Source organism: Longimicrobiales bacterium (assembly GCA_028823235.1).
Classification (GTDB): domain Bacteria; phylum Gemmatimonadota; class Gemmatimonadetes; order Longimicrobiales; family Gaopeijiaceae; genus UBA2589.
Genome location: JAPKBW010000014.1, coordinates 21,019 through 35,359, shown reverse-complemented (window position 1 = coordinate 35,359; position 14,341 = coordinate 21,019). Strand labels below are relative to the sequence as shown.

Below are 14,341 nucleotides of genomic sequence, written 5' to 3'. Positions count from 1 at the left end.
CGTCAATAAAACCATTTATACCAATCACTTAGAAAAATTCCTTGAGCCACGTACCCAGCTTGGTAACGATGCCGGAGGTCCGTGTAGACGCGCCGCGTCCGGTCTCGGCGAAGCGATCCGCACCCCAGAGCGCGAGGCCTGTCCCTACCGCAAAGCGAGGGCGGCAAACCGTGTCCGCGAGGCCACCCAGCCCTTCGCTCGGCACACCGAGACGCACCGGCGAGGCGAAAATCTGCTGGGCGAGCTCGACGATACCTGGTATGGCTGTGGTGCCACCGGTGAGCACGATGCCGGCACCGAGTTTGTCGAGCGCGTCGTTGTCCTGAAGCTCGGCCTGGACGATTCCGAAGATTTCATCCAGACGCTGCTCGACGATGTGCGCGATGAGTTCGCAGGCCACGGAGCGCATCTGCCCAGGTGCCGCCCCCGGGAGTTCCACGGTCTCACGAGGATCCACCATCTGGGCGAACGCCTTGGCATGACGCTCCTTGGCCAGCCGCGCTTCCTTGTGCGGGACCGCGAGGCCACGCATCAGGTCCGCCGTCAGGGTTGCTCCACCGAGCGGCAGAATCGCTACGTGATGAATCTTCCCTTCATAGTAGGCCGCGACGTTGGTCGTATTCTCTCCGATCTCGACCATCGCGACGCCGACCTCCTTCTCATCTTCCGTGAGAACGGCCCGCGCGCCGGCGAGTGGTTCGAGGACCAGTTCCTGCACCCGGTAGCCTGCATGGTTCACCGCCTTGGTGATGTTCGCGAACGCCGTGACCTGGCACGTCACAAGAAAGACCTCGGACTCGAGGCGAACGCCCGACATGCGCAGTGGGTCCTTGATGCCCCGCTGATGGTCGACTCGATACTCCTGCGGGATCGCGTGCACCATCTCGCGATCGGGAGGAAGCGCGACGGCGCGGGCCACGATGTGCACTCGCTCAATGTCGTCGGATGTGACTTCGTCCCCAGAGATCGCGACCACACCCATCGAATTGGTCGCCCGGACATGGCTGCCGCCAATGCCTGCGTAGACCCGATCCACGGTGACGCCGGCCATGAGTTCAGCCTCGCTCATCGCAGCCCGTACCGACTCGGTCATCTCATCGATGTTCGTAACCATGTCGCCACGCAATCCAGCGGTCGGCGCCTGACCCACACCAAGGATGGTGAGACCCGGCCTGCGGGAGTCGCCCGACACCTCGCCGATTACCGCGCACGTGTTGGCGGTTCCGATGTCTAGGCCAGCAATCAAATTTGAACGCATAAGGAGTTTCTCTCGCTACCGGACGCGACGGACCACGACCTGGCCCGAAAAACGTAGATCAATGACCGCAGGGACGTGGCCTGGGTTCTGGGACATGGCGTGTCGAAGGGCGGCCTGGGCTTCACGGAGCCGGACCACAGGCGTCCCCTCGGGAATCAGGAACTCGACGGAGGGCTTGATCAGGTGAACTCGCAGTGACCCGTCAGCTGCCCGCTCAATACTCGACACGTTCTGGACGAACTTCCCGTCAGCGATCGTGAGCGCTTCGAGTTCGACGGCGAGATTCCTGACCTCGTCGGGAAAGACCGGCGCCTCAGCCTCTGGATAGAGCTCCGACATGATGATGGGCAGATCCATCCGGTGGACGGTCGGATCGATCGGGAGCCGGAAGCCCTCGGCGTCCACTGGTTCAAGCGTGGGGGTCGGCGCCAGAGCGACAGGACGCCGCTCGACGACAGTCACTCTCAGGCCGTTCGGAAGGCGACGACGAACATCTGCATCCAGGATCAGGGGGTGGGTGGAAAGTCGCTCCGCCCAGGTCTCGCGGTCGCCCCAAACAGACGCAAACTGACCGAGATCCATCTGCTCAATCACCGATCCCGGAGTGATGTACTGTACCCCAATGACCTCGATCTCAGACGCAGAAATCCGAAAGGTCTCCAATGCGGCCATGGCATCGAGCGCCCTTGGCCCACAGATCACCACCGGACTCAGGGCCAGAGTCAGACCCAGGATTTTGAGCTCTCTACGCATGAGTCGGCTCCCCCAATGCACTGAGGAGTTGCGGACCCAGCGACTCGATCGAGCCCGCCCCGAGCGTCAGCACGACATCACCGTAGGCGAGATCCGAAGCCACCGCCGAGGCTACCTCGGCGAGCACCGGGACATACGCGACACTGGCCGCACCGGCCGTCACCGTCGCGTCGACAATGGTCTGGCCGGTCACGCCCGGAATCGGCGCCTCACGTGCCGGAAAGATGTCCGTCACCCAAACGGCATCCGCGATGGCGAGAGATTCACCGAACTCGCGGGCGAACTCCTGAGTCCGCGAAAAGAGGTGGGGCTGGAATACTGCGACGATTCGTCGATCGGCGTACATGGAGCGAGCAGCCCGGAGTGCCGCCCCGACTTCTGTGGGGTGATGAGCGTAGTCGTCGATCACCAGGACTCCCGCGGCCTCTCCGATCTGCTCGAAACGGCGCCCGACACCTGCGAAGCTTGCCAGAGTCGTGAGGATGTCAGACCAATCTGCGTCGAGCGCACGGGCGGAAGCCGCGGCGGCCAGAGCATTGAGCAGGTTGTGCCGGCCGCCCATGCCGAGCGTCAACGTCCCTGCCCGGATTCCCTCTTCGTAGACCACGCAGCAGGTCTCCCCGTCGACAACCGTGATATCCGTTGCGCGCAGCATTGAGCCGGCTGCCGTACCGTAAGTGTACCCAGATGGGCCAATGATCGGGAGCAGAGCGGACGCTCCGTGATCGTCGGCGCAGACGACCACCCGTCCGCCACCCCGCACGCCGGCGAGGAACTCAAGGAAGCTCCTCCGCACGCCATCTAGGTCACCATATATGTCGAGGTGATCGGCCTCGAGGTTCGTCACGACAGCGATATCAGGCGACAACGTGTGGAACGAGCGGTCGTATTCGTCGGCCTCGACCACGAACAGGTCCTGCGAACCGTAGCGCAAGTTTCCACCCCACTCCGCGACGCGCCCGCCAACCAGTCCAGTAGGGTTCTGGCCAGCCGCAGCCAGAATTTCCGTGGTCATGGCCGCCGTTGTGGTCTTTCCGTGCGTGCCTGCAATCCCCACGACCGTCCCCTGAGACACCCATGCACCCAAAGCCTCCGCTCGCTTCAGGACGGGGGTCCCCGCATTCCGCGCAGATTGAATCTCCGGATGATCACCAGGAACCGCGGCGGTCACCACCAGTGCGGAGGCCCGTTCTACGTGAGTTGCATCGTGGCCGACGGAAACGAGCCCCCCCAGTGCTTCCAAATCCTCGAGCGCCTGACTCGCCTTCATGTCACAGCCACTCACGCGGCCCCCGCTACGGAGCAGAAGCTCCGCCAGCGGAAACATTCCTGCACCACCCACGCCCATGAAGTGCACCGGACGCTCATCGCTGAGCGAGCGGAGATCAAGCGGACCGGTCATGTGGCTCTCCGATCGGGCGAGAGCATGGTGACAAGATCGGAGGCGATTATGCGCGTTGCGTCTGGCCGAGCGCGTTCGAGTGCGTTCGTTCGCATCTGCGCGAGCTCAGTACGGCTCCGAACCATGGTGAACAGCTCTGCGCCGAGCCGTTCAGCAGTCATCTCGGACTCGGGGAGCACTCGAGCGGCCCCGGCAGCCTCAAGCGCCCGGGCGTTGCAGGTCTGGTGGTCCTCGGCAGCGGTCGGGAGCGGCACCAGGATCGCGGGAAGCCCTTCATTCAACAGCTCCGCAGTCGTCATAGCGCCGGACCGGCACAGTGCGAAATCCGACGCGGCTAAAGCACCTGGCATGTCTTCGATGTAGGGGAGCGGGTGCACCCATTCGAGCGTTCCGATCGCATCGAGCGCGGCCTGAACGGAATCGAAGTGTTTCCGTCCCGTCGCCCAGAGCACGTGCAGCAACTCGGGCCGTAGCACGTCTCCTCTAGATACCCCTTCCACGTACGAAGTCACCCCACGATTCAAGGCCAGTGATCCCTGACTGCCGCCGGTGACGAAGGTTAGCGTCACATCTTCCGGGAGGCCAAGGGATCGACGCGCCGCTGCACGACCCATGGTGGACCGGTCACGGACGGGATTTCCGCTGACGACACAGCGGGATGCTGCGGCGGGGAGCAGGCGGATCGCCTCCGGATAGGCCAGGTGGACGCGCGCCGCGAAGCGGGTCAGCAGGCGGGTGACTGCACCCGGATACGAATTCTGTTCTTGCAAGACGAGCGGTATGCCCATGAGTCCCGCTGCGATTCCAGCTGCGGCCCCCGCGTATCCCCCGGTTACGACGACGACCTCAGGCCGGATCTGAGCGAAAAGGCGCGAGACGCGGACAAGGCCGACCGCAAGGCCCGAGATCGCTCGCCAGCTCGAGAGTGGACGCTTGCGGTCGATGCCGTGCAGGGGAAGAAGAACATGCTCCTCGCCTCGTTCGGGCAGCACCCGTGCTTCAAGTCCGCGCCGAGCACCCACTAATACGACGCGAACGTCTGGTCGTGCAGACCGGAGTGCGTCTGCGATGGCCAGCGCTGGGTAGAGATGACCGCCGGTACCTCCGCCGGACAGCACAACGACAGGGCCGGGCTCAGACATGCGCTGCCTTTCCCCCCGGTGCCGCCCGCGCGACAGACATGATAATCCCCAGGGCCATCAGGGTGATGATCAGGTTCGAGCGACCGTAGGAGACCAGCGGCAATGCCAGCCCAGTCGCCGGTGCCAGCGCGAGGCCGACGGCCATGTGCAAGATCGCCTGCACCGCAATCAGGCTGGTGAACCCAACCGCGAGAAGCTCTCCGAATAGGTCCGGAGCACGGCTCGCGATACGGAACCCCACCAGTACGATCGTGACGTAGAAAACCGCGAGCAGCGCCACCCCGAGCAGACCCCACTCCTCACCGATCATCGCGAAGATGAAGTCATTGTGAGATTCCGGAAGGAATCCGTACTTCTGCCTCCCTTCCCCGAAGCCGACACCGGTGATGCCGCCGGATCCAAAGGCAATGAGCGATTGCGTGACCTGATAGCCACTCCCCGCCTCATCCGCCAGCGGATTCAGAAAGCTCTGCATTCGCTTGGCTCGGAAGTCGACCTGCAGCATCACATACATGACAGGCGACACCAGCAGCGCGAGGAACACGAAGTGTCCGAAGCGAGCGCCGGCGGCAAAGACAACCAGGATGCCCAGCATGGTGATAACCATCGCGGTAGACATGTCAGGCTCGAGTGCGACCAATCCGATTACGATGGCCCATACAGCGAAGAACGGAAGCAACCCTCGTCGCAGTGAATGGAATTGATCCGTCTTCCTTACCGCGATCGCAGCCGTCCATACGACGATCGCGATCTTGGCGATTTCTGATGGCTGGAACGAAACACCGAGGATCAGCCAGCGACGGGCGCCGTTGCGCACAGGGGCAATGCCATAGGTCCAAGGCAGGACACACAGCAACAGGAGCAGAATGCTCAACCCGAGGAGCGGCCACGCGGCATGCAGCCAAAAGCGGTACGGCACCCACGCACAGACCGCGAGGACACAAAGCCCGAAGAGCGCACCCTGCGCCTGGCGAAAGACGTAAAAGGTGTCTGCCTCTCCCTGAGAGATCGCGAAGACAGAAGAGGCGCTATAGAGCGTGACGAGACCGACCGAGAGAATCAGCAGGGTCAGCCCCATGATCGTCGACGCCTCCCATCCGCGGCCCAACCCCGATACCGGCAGTCCAACCGACCCGATGGGTGCGAGGTCGACTGGGCGCGCGGTCATGCGAGTCTCCCGACGAGTTCAGCAAAGTGCCGGCCACGATGCTCGTAGCTCTCGTACATGTCGAAACTGGAGCAGGCGGGAGAGAGCAGCACGACGTCTCCGGGTGAAGCGATCTCACTGGCTCGGGCAACGACCCGATCGAGGGCGCCTTCGACGGGTTCGATGACGAGGGAGACACCACCGAGGTTCGTCAGCTCCTCAAAGGCTCGCTCGCGAACCGCGCCGTACGCCAGGACCGCTTTCACGCGGCCTGAAATGGGCTCCACCAGAGCCTCAAACGCCTCCCCTTTGTCTTTCCCACCGAGCAGCAGGACCACGGGGCGATCGAAACTCGCGAGCGCGCTGCCGGTTGCAGCTACGTTGGTGGCCTTCGAGTCATTCACCCAGAGCACCGAGTCGATGTCTGCGACGGGCGCGAGACGGTGCGGCAGAGCATTTGCGGACCCGAGGCCTGCGGTAATGCCACCCGGTCCAGCTCCGGCCAGGCGTGCAACGAGTGCCGCCCCGAGCGCGTTGGTCACGTTGTGCGCTCCGAGGAGCGGGAACTCAGACAACGGGAGGAGCTCTTCGAGCTCACCCTGGTGCCGCAGCGTGAACATGTCTCCTTCCACGAAAGCGTCGCTTTCGGAGCCACCTCCAAAATGGAAACGGGCGCCGGGTGCCTTCCCCGCGAGCTGGGCGACCTTGCGGTCGGCTGCAGGAAGGACCCACACGCTGTCGGGATCAGCGTTGTCGAAGAGTCTCGCTTTGTCGGCGTAGTAGGAGTCGACCCCGTCGTACCGATCGAGATGATCCGGTGACAGGTTCGTGACCAGGCCAATGTCCGGACGGAACGTCTCCACACCCGCCAGCTGAAACGAGCTCATCTCGAGCACGATCCAGTCTGGCTGATCACTCGCACGGGCGAGATCCGACGCCGGAGGTGCCAGCCCTCCGCCGACGTTCCCGCCCGCCGCACTTCGGATCCCCGAAGCTCGGAGGAGGTGATCGACCAGCAGCGTGGTGGTTGTCTTTCCATTGGTCCCGGTGATTCCGATCAGTGAACCTGAGTAGAACCGTGCGGCGAACTCAGGCTCGGAGATCCATCGCACGTCGCGCTGAGCGAGCGATCGAAGCACTGGACTGTCCGGCGAGATTCCTGGACTGGTGACGACGATGTCGGCGCCGACCATCCGTTCGATGTCGTGTCCTCCCAGCTCGACGGTGATTCCGGCATCTCCGAGATCGGTTCCACCAGCTGTAACTGCATCATTCGTGCGCGAATCCGAGACATAGACGTCTCCTCCCTTCTCAACGGCCAATCGGGCAGCGGCGATTCCGCTGGCCCCGATACCAATGACAGCAATGTTCTTTCCTGACAGGTCCATCAAATCGCTTCACCGCTTCCCGTGATCGCATGTAATTCGCTCACCGGATCTTCAGGGTGCTAATCGCGACCATCGCGAACAGGACACCGACGATCCAGAAGCGGATGACGACCTTAGACTCGGACCATCCGAGGAGCTCGAAGTGGTGGTGAATCGGGGCCATCCTGAAGACGCGGCGCCCCTCCCCGAACCGACGTTTCGTGTATTTGAACCAACCTTTCTGCACGATCACCGACAGCGTTTCGAGAACGAACACGCCACCGACGATCACGAGCAGGAACTCGGCTTTCAGCAGGATCGCCATGACGCCGAGAGCTCCTCCGAGGGCCAGCGACCCGGTGTCGCCCATGAAGACTTCCGCCGGGTGCGTGTTGAACCAGAGAAAGCCGAGCGCTCCACCGGCCAGTGCTAGGGCGAAAATTGTGAGTTCACCGGCGCCCTCTAGGTAGAAGAAGCCGAGATAAGCGGACATGTCGACTCGGCCCGCGATATAGGCGAAGAGACCGAGGGTCATGGCCGAAATCGTGGTCAGGCCCGCTGCCAGTCCATCGAGACCGTCGGTCAGGTTCACGGCGTTGGAGGAGCCCGAGACCACCGTCGCCGTAAAGAGGATGAAGATCGAAACAGGAAAGGCTGCGGCGGCGTCTGCGAAGAAAGGGACTGAAGTCCAAGTCGTCGGATGCGAAGAGATAGGGTTCCAGACGAGGAAGGCACCAAGCCCGAGCCCGAAAGTCCACTGTCCGATCATTTTGTAACGGGCGATCAGACCACGTGTCTCGCCCCGCACCACCTTCAGGTAGTCATCGAGAAAGCCGATCGCGCCCATCCACAAGAGTGAGATGACGGCCAGGATGACGTACCAGTTGTCGAGGCGGGCCCAGAGTAGCGTCGATATCGTCGTCGCCGCGATGATGATCAACCCGCCCATCGTCGGCGTCCCTGACTTCACTAGGTGCGTCTCCGGACCGACCTCACGCACCACCTGCCCTACGTTGGCACGCTGAAGGCGGCGGATGACGCCCGGACCGAACGCGAACGCGATGACCAGCGAGGTGACGACAGCTCCGGCGGCGCGGAACGAGATGTACATGAACACGTTCAGGACGCCGAACGAGTCGGAGAGACTTGGAAGCAGGTGATAGAGCATCAGGCCTCTCTCGGGGAATAGTCTGCTTGGAGCAGTGGAAGAAGCCCTTCCAGCGCGATTCCACGAGACGCCTTCAGCAGCACGACTTCCGACCCATCTAGACGGGAGCGAAGCTCCGGATACGCGTCGGCCCATTCGGTCGCGACCACGATCCGCTTCGAACCCGTGGCCGAAACACCCAGTCCCGCCGCAGCCGCCGCGAAAGCCCCCGTGAGCACGAGGACGTCGATATCTCGCTCGAGCGCGTCAACCAGCACGCGCTCATGTAGGCCCTGGGTCGCATCGCCGAGCTCGAGCATGGAGCCGAGAACCGCAGCACGCCGTGTCGCCGAGCCCTGCTCCTCGAGCACGTCGAGCGATGCCAGCACGCTTTGCGGGTTGGCGTTGTAACAGTCGACGATCACGGTGAGGTCCCCGATACGCTGGAACTCACCGCGCATCGAGCCGGTGTCGGCGCTCGCGAGTCCACGAACTGCGTCACGAGCCGGGACACCCAGTAGATCCGAAATCGTCAGGGCCAGCAGCGCGTTCGAGGCGGCATGCCGACCCACCATTGGGGCAGAGACCCTATGTCCGCGCCATTCGAAGGCGTAACCCCCAAACACATCGACCACCGCATTCGAGGGTCGGTCGCACTCGGCGGCGCGATCGCTCCAGCCGACGACTCGCACTCTCGGGCAGAGGGCCCGTGCGCGCCCTGCCAGAACCGATGGCTCATCGCCAACGATACAACGGCCGCCATCCGACAGGTGGCGAAGCAGGTCCAGCTTCTCGTCCAGCACGCCCTCGAGCGAACCGAGCTTCTCCAGATGGCTCTCTCCGACCGTGGTAATGACCGCCACGTCGGGCCGAGCGACCTGCGCGAGGGCCCGAATCTCTCCGGGCTCATTGGTGCCGAGCTCGAGCACCACGACTTCTGCATCGTCCGACACAGCCAGCAACGTCATCGGCATGCCGATGCGGTTGTTCAGATTCGCGCGGGTCGCGTGCACCCGCAACTTCGATCCTAGGGCCGCGGCCGTCATCTCTTTCGTCGAGGTCTTACCGGATGACCCTGTGATGGCAACAACGGGTGCCGAGAGCTTCTGACGCCGGTGGGCCGCGAGCCTTCCGAGGGCTTCGAGTGTGTCGTCGACCGGATACAATCGGCCACCCGGGTCGCCCGGAGCAGGTCGGGACACAACCGCGGCACCCGCGCCCTTCGAGAGCGCATCGGCCACGAAGTCGTGACCATCGAAGTGCTCACCAACGAGCGCGACATAGAGGTCGCCCGCAGCCACCGAACGGGAGTCCGTCGAAACGCCGCCGAAGTTAACTCCTTCCTCGGCCAGTTCGACCCGCAGGCCCAGCGCACGGCGCACCGTCTCGTCGGTCCAGGCGAAGGCGCTCATGCCGACCCCTCGAACCACCACAGATCACGGGCTACCTCGCGCGCGACTTCGCGTTCGTCGAACGGGACCTTCTCGGTGCCGAGCACTTGGTAGGTTTCGTGCCCCTTCCCCGCCAAAAGCACCGTGTCTTCAAGTGACTCGGCGAGGGTCAATGCCTTGCGAATCGCGTCTCGGCGATCCGTGATTCGGTAAAAGTCTTTGCCACTGAGACCTTCGGCGACATCGTCGATGATCGCCTCGGGGTCCTCAGTCCGAGGGTTGTCCGATGTCAGGACGACAACATCCGAGAGCCGGCCCGCGACTTCACCCATCGCCGCGCGCTTCGTCGTATCACGGTCACCGCCAGCACCGACAACCACAATCAGCTTGCCGGGCACAGTGGGCCGAAGCGCAGACAGCGTTGCCTCCAGCGCACCGGGCGTGTGTGCAAAGTCGATGAGGACGTCGAAACCGTCGAAGACCTGCTCCAGTCGTCCGGGAATGACCGGGGCATCGGCGAGACGTTCAACGATGCGGTTGAGCGGCACACCGGCAATCAGCGCAGTAGCGATCGCCGCGAGTGTGTTCTCGACGTTGAAGCGTCCACGGTAAGGCGTCCGCACGATCGTCATGTTCTCGACGTCTCCGTCGACAACCAGACCAAAGGTCGTTCCGGCTCTCGAACCCGATCCGGTCTCGGCCGGACCAATGAACGAAGCCAGTAGATGAACCGGGCCGCAATTTGAAACGCGATCTGCGTCCGCATACAGGCGAACCGTCCGAGCATCATCATTCAACCCGTCCCACGCGGGATCCCCGGCGTTGACCACGATGTCACCGTCTCCGGAGACCAGGTCGACCAGACGGACCTTGGCGGTGCGATAGGCCTCCATGGTCTCGTGGTAGTCCAGGTGGTCCTGCGACAGGTTCGTGAATACGCCGACGTCGAACTCGATGCCGTCCAGTCGGTTCTGATCCAGTGCATGGGATGAAGCTTCCATCACGACAGCGCGAACGCCGCGGTCCGAGAGGTCGCGCATCCAACCCGCCAACTGAACAGGATCGGGAGTGGTCAGCCCCTCGGTACCGGGCCGAAAGCCTTCTTCGTCGAACAGTCCAAACGTCCCGATCATCCCGGTCGGCAAATCCGGCGACAAGAGATGCCGGATGAGCATCGCGGTAGACGACTTCCCGTTCGTCCCAGTGACTGCAACCGTGAACATCTCGTTCCCCGGGTCACCCATTACGGCGGAGCTCGCAAGCGCCGCGGCCCGACGGCCGTTGTGGACCACGAGCTGAGGCAAATCGACATCGACTCGGCGTTCGACGATCGCGGCAACCGCGCCTGCTTCCGCTGCTGCGGCGACGAAGTCGTGTGCGTCAAAACGGAGCCCCTCCCACGCGAGGAAGAGGTCACCCGGACGACACGCGCGCGAGTCCAGGGCAACACCCTGAACGACGACGTCCCCCGGGCCAACCTGTTCCCGGAGGAGGTCGGCTGACCGGAGGACATCTCCGACAGCAGCGAGCGTCCGGACCGCGTCACTCATAGGTCTGACCCCGGTACCGGAGACGAATCGTGTCTCCCTGCATCACGAGTGTTCCAGCCACTGGTATCGTGCCGATCACCTCGCCTGATTCGGCATGGGCAGCCCGAAGGCCGAATTGATGCAGATTCAGAATGGCCCGACGTGAAGGCAGTCCGGAGAGTTCGGGCAGCCTTACTGGGCCATCGGACGACTCTGCCGAGACGCCTTCCTCGGAGTCCCAACCACTCTCGAGAGGCGGGAGAGCCCGCATGGGGCGGCCACTCGTGAATTGAGGAGCCAGTGAAGGTGCAGCCGCGTTCCGCGCCTGAGAATTGACCAGTGCGCCCAGCCGAATCGCCGGAGGAGCGGCGGCCAGCGCGGCTTCCATCGTCATGCGGGTTACGGGGGCAGCCACCGCGCCGCCGTAGTACGTCCCGTCCTGCGGGCGATCGAGTTTGACGAAGACGACGAGCTGTGGCTTGTCGGCTGGGAAGTACCCCACGAAAGACGACGAGTAGTCGCCTCTACTGTACCCTCCGTTGCTGCTGAAGCGAGCCGTGCCGCTCTTCCCCGCCACCCGGAAGGAGCCTAGCTGAGCCAGCGAGCCGGTACCGATCGTAACGACATCTTCGAGCGCACCGCCGACGAGGTGTGCGGTCTCCTTCGCGACGACACGACGAACCACCAACGGCTCGAACGTTTCGAGCACGGAGCCATCGGCCGCCCGGACCTCTCGTATCAGACGGGGCTGCATGAGGAGTCCGCCGTTGGCCAGCGCTCCGTACGCCATCGCCATCTGCAGCGGTGTGACCGAAACCTCGTAACCGATGGCGAGAGAGGCCGGCGACAGCGCACTCCAGCGATCGGGACGTCTCAGCGTGCCTGCGACCTCACCTGGCAGTTCGACTCCAGTGAGTGTCCCAAAGCCGAAGTCACGGAGATTCTCATACTGGACTCCAGGCGACATCAGTTGGGCCATCTTGGCGATGCCGATGTTCGACGACTCCCGAAGCGCTTCGCGGAGCGTCATCCAGCCTTCCGTGTGCGTATCGGTCAGGATACGGCCAGGTGCCTGCCACCGGCCGCTCTCGGCATCGACGGTGTCTCGCATCGTGGCGAGGTCGTGGTCGAGCAGGCCAGCCACGGTAAATGGCTTCAGCGTGGAGCCCGGTTCGAACGGAGCGTTGACCGCGGACAAGGCGCCATTGTGCCCATCACGGGTGGAGAACAGAGCGAGAATTTCGCCAGAGAACGGATTCGTAATCAGGATGTCGCCGCCGTGCGCCTCATGCTTGTCGATCGCCTCAAGAAGCGCGGCCTGCGCGATCTCCTGCAGGTCAGAGTCGATCGTAACCACGACCTGGCCTCCGGCCTGCGGCGCCTGCACGATCACCCGGTCGCCGGGGATCGGTGTGCCCAGGTTGTTCCGTCGCACGATTCTGCTGCCTGGGGTTCCGCGGAGGTGGTGGTCATAGATCCGCTCGACCCCGCCACGTCCTTCGTCGTCGATCACGACGCCGAGCACGCCACGTGCGAGATCGCGGGCAGGGCTGTACCGCTGGAACACCTGATCCAGGTGCACGCCCGAGAAACCGGCGAACTGCTCGCGCACTGATGGTGCGAAGAGGCCGACGACGTTCCAGCGGCGCTCATTCATGACATGCTGACGGGCCCGAGTCGCGCTTAGCCCGAGACCGGCTACTAGCGCGCCCTGCAATGCATCGTGATTCCGGACCTCGTTGGGAGCGATGTTCACGCGGACCTGGTCACGAGTCACCGAGAGCGGCGAGCCACCACGGTCATAGATCGCTCCGCGCGGCGCGGCGACCTCCTCAAGGTCGGTGTGCTGATCATTCGCCTTTGCTTTCCACCGATCCGCTTGCACCACCTGAATCTGCCCGGCGCGGGCAATGACGAGCCCGACGCACAGCAGCCATCCCCCCAGGACGGCCCCTCTGCGCCAACGGTGCGGCCGATCGGTCATCGCCCTAGCGCGGCTCATGACCCACCTGCCGCCGAGAGGAATACCTGCTCCGTCGCATCTGGCGTATGCATGCCCAGCGCTTCGGCTTCCGTGACAATCCGCACCCTGCGCCGAAGAGTCTGGATACCACGATCGATCTCGACTCGCTCGGCGCGGGCGACCGACACATGGCGACGAAGGTCATCAAGCGTGCGATTCGCCTCGAGCGCCCGGCTCTGCCGCCAGGTGACGAGACCCAGGCTCCACATGAGGACCGCAAAGGTGATAGCTGCACGACCCAGGACCCTGGCGTCCATCAAGCAGCCCTCCGCCAGGCGCGGAGCCGGGCGCTTCGGGCCCGTGGATTCCGCTGGACTTCCTCGTCCGACGGTCGAAGCACTTTTCGCGTCAGCGTCTGACCCAGTGCCTCCCCACGGCAGCGGCAGATCGGCAACTCCGGCGGACAGACGCAGGAACGGCTCCACTCGCGGAAGGCGTTCTTCACCGCCCGGTCTTCAAGGGAGTGATACGCGATCACCACCATCACCCCACCAGCCTTCATCGCGTCGCGAATCGCGGGCAACCCAACCTCCAACGCCTCCAGCTCATCATTCACCGCGATACGGACAGCTTGGAAGATTCGTGCCTTTTCTTTCGCGCTCGGTGGCCGTCCCATGGAAACGGCCAGCGCCGCAACTAGGTCGTCACTGGTTTCGAGAGGTTCGGTTGCACGACGCTTGACCACCTCCCGCGCGAGGCGCCGCGCTCGTGGCTCCTCGCCAAAATCGCGAAACACCCGTGTCAGCTCTTCTTCGCTCGATACGGCAAGGAGCATCCGTGCGTCGGGCCCTTGATCCGCGCCCATGCGCATATCCAGGGGCGCACCCCGGCGGAACGTGAAGCCACGGACGTCGTCGTCGAGCTGGTGCGAACTGACCCCCAGATCGAGAAGTGCGCCGTCCAAGCCACGGTCCCTCACTTCGGGGTCTTTCGGGGCGTTGTCGAAACGGGTCGAGAGAAAGCGGACCCGGCTCCGGTGATCGGCGAGCGAGGCACGTGCCTCGTCGAGAGCCTCCGAGTCCCGATCAACGGCGAGCACGCGGCAGTCCGAACATGCGTCGAGGATCAGACGGGTGTGCCCACCGCCCCCGACCGTCCCGTCCATGTAGAAGCCACCCTTGGAAGGGGACAGCAGGTCGAGGACCTCCGGCGCCATTGCGGGTTCGTGGTATTCGGACATGC

The 14,341-nt window shown here is 63.7% G+C and carries 12 protein-coding genes; all 12 read right to left on the bottom strand.

Features of this window, described 5'->3' with window-relative positions; genetic code table 11:
- Positions 1-28: 28 nt before the first annotated feature.
- From ftsA to rsmH, 12 genes are read right to left on the bottom strand one after another with little or no spacing between them, the layout of a single operon-like run.
- Positions 29-1,258: a cell division protein FtsA gene (gene ftsA / locus OSA81_09520; GenBank protein MDE0899244.1), complete on the bottom strand. Its 1,230-nt coding sequence runs from the start codon at positions 1,256-1,258 to the stop codon at positions 29-31.
- Positions 1,259-1,273: 15 nt separating this feature from the next.
- The gene (locus OSA81_09515; protein MDE0899243.1) at positions 1,274-2,011 is read right to left on the bottom strand and encodes an FtsQ-type POTRA domain-containing protein; all 738 of its coding nucleotides are present in this window, start codon (positions 2,009-2,011) and stop codon (positions 1,274-1,276) included.
- Positions 2,004-3,413, bottom strand: a complete 1,410-nt coding sequence (gene murC, locus OSA81_09510; GenBank protein MDE0899242.1) for a UDP-N-acetylmuramate--L-alanine ligase — start codon at positions 3,411-3,413, stop codon at positions 2,004-2,006. Before murC ends, OSA81_09515 begins: the two co-directional genes overlap by 8 nt.
- On the bottom strand, positions 3,410-4,555 hold the full coding sequence (gene murG / locus OSA81_09505) for an undecaprenyldiphospho-muramoylpentapeptide beta-N-acetylglucosaminyltransferase (protein ID MDE0899241.1): 1,146 nt from the start codon (positions 4,553-4,555) through the stop codon (positions 3,410-3,412). The genes murC and murG overlap by 4 nt, the downstream gene beginning before the upstream one ends.
- Complete coding sequence (locus OSA81_09500; GenBank protein ID MDE0899240.1) at positions 4,548-5,723, bottom strand: putative peptidoglycan glycosyltransferase FtsW; 1,176 nt, start codon at positions 5,721-5,723, stop codon at positions 4,548-4,550. The genes murG and OSA81_09500 overlap by 8 nt, the downstream gene beginning before the upstream one ends.
- Positions 5,720-7,090 (bottom strand): UDP-N-acetylmuramoyl-L-alanine--D-glutamate ligase, encoded by a 1,371-nt coding sequence (gene murD / locus OSA81_09495; protein ID MDE0899239.1) that lies wholly within the window; start codon positions 7,088-7,090, stop codon positions 5,720-5,722. Before murD ends, OSA81_09500 begins: the two co-directional genes overlap by 4 nt.
- A 40-nt stretch (positions 7,091-7,130) precedes the next feature.
- A complete protein-coding gene (gene mraY / locus OSA81_09490; protein MDE0899238.1) occupies positions 7,131-8,237 on the bottom strand; it encodes a phospho-N-acetylmuramoyl-pentapeptide-transferase in 1,107 nt (368 codons plus the stop codon).
- On the bottom strand, positions 8,237-9,628 hold the full coding sequence (locus tag OSA81_09485) for a UDP-N-acetylmuramoyl-tripeptide--D-alanyl-D-alanine ligase (protein MDE0899237.1): 1,392 nt from the start codon (positions 9,626-9,628) through the stop codon (positions 8,237-8,239). The genes mraY and OSA81_09485 overlap by 1 nt, the downstream gene beginning before the upstream one ends.
- Positions 9,625-11,157, bottom strand: coding sequence for a UDP-N-acetylmuramoyl-L-alanyl-D-glutamate--2,6-diaminopimelate ligase (locus tag OSA81_09480; GenBank protein ID MDE0899236.1), 1,533 nt, complete (start codon positions 11,155-11,157; stop codon positions 9,625-9,627). Before OSA81_09480 ends, OSA81_09485 begins: the two co-directional genes overlap by 4 nt.
- Entirely contained in the window at positions 11,150-13,138 is a 1,989-nt protein-coding gene (locus OSA81_09475) for a penicillin-binding transpeptidase domain-containing protein (protein ID MDE0899235.1), read from the bottom strand. Before OSA81_09475 ends, OSA81_09480 begins: the two co-directional genes overlap by 8 nt.
- On the bottom strand, positions 13,135-13,416 hold the full coding sequence (locus OSA81_09470) for a hypothetical protein (GenBank protein ID MDE0899234.1): 282 nt from the start codon (positions 13,414-13,416) through the stop codon (positions 13,135-13,137). The genes OSA81_09475 and OSA81_09470 overlap by 4 nt, the downstream gene beginning before the upstream one ends.
- Positions 13,416-14,339: a 16S rRNA (cytosine(1402)-N(4))-methyltransferase RsmH gene (gene rsmH / locus OSA81_09465; protein ID MDE0899233.1), complete on the bottom strand. Its 924-nt coding sequence runs from the start codon at positions 14,337-14,339 to the stop codon at positions 13,416-13,418. The genes OSA81_09470 and rsmH overlap by 1 nt, the downstream gene beginning before the upstream one ends.
- Between the last annotated feature and the right edge of the window lie 2 nt (positions 14,340-14,341).

Bases quoted from the DNA above. Each gene is read 5' to 3' on its own strand.
- ftsA (MDE0899244.1), bottom strand. From the start codon at position 1,258: ATGCGTTCAAATTTGATTGCTGGCCTAGACATCGGAACCGCCAACACG.
- OSA81_09515 (MDE0899243.1), bottom strand. From the start codon at position 2,011: ATGCGTAGAGAGCTCAAAATCCTGGGTCTGACTCTGGCCCTGAGTCCG.
- murC (MDE0899242.1), bottom strand. From the start codon at position 3,413: ATGACCGGTCCGCTTGATCTCCGCTCGCTCAGCGATGAGCGTCCGGTG.
- murG (MDE0899241.1), bottom strand. From the start codon at position 4,555: ATGTCTGAGCCCGGCCCTGTCGTTGTGCTGTCCGGCGGAGGTACCGGC.
- OSA81_09500 (MDE0899240.1), bottom strand. From the start codon at position 5,723: ATGACCGCGCGCCCAGTCGACCTCGCACCCATCGGGTCGGTTGGACTG.
- murD (MDE0899239.1), bottom strand. From the start codon at position 7,090: ATGGACCTGTCAGGAAAGAACATTGCTGTCATTGGTATCGGGGCCAGC.
- mraY (MDE0899238.1), bottom strand. From the start codon at position 8,237: ATGCTCTATCACCTGCTTCCAAGTCTCTCCGACTCGTTCGGCGTCCTG.
- OSA81_09485 (MDE0899237.1), bottom strand. From the start codon at position 9,628: ATGAGCGCCTTCGCCTGGACCGACGAGACGGTGCGCCGTGCGCTGGGC.
- OSA81_09480 (MDE0899236.1), bottom strand. From the start codon at position 11,157: ATGAGTGACGCGGTCCGGACGCTCGCTGCTGTCGGAGATGTCCTCCGG.
- OSA81_09475 (MDE0899235.1), bottom strand. From the start codon at position 13,138: ATGAGCCGCGCTAGGGCGATGACCGATCGGCCGCACCGTTGGCGCAGA.
- OSA81_09470 (MDE0899234.1), bottom strand. From the start codon at position 13,416: ATGGACGCCAGGGTCCTGGGTCGTGCAGCTATCACCTTTGCGGTCCTC.
- rsmH (MDE0899233.1), bottom strand. From the start codon at position 14,339: ATGTCCGAATACCACGAACCCGCAATGGCGCCGGAGGTCCTCGACCTG.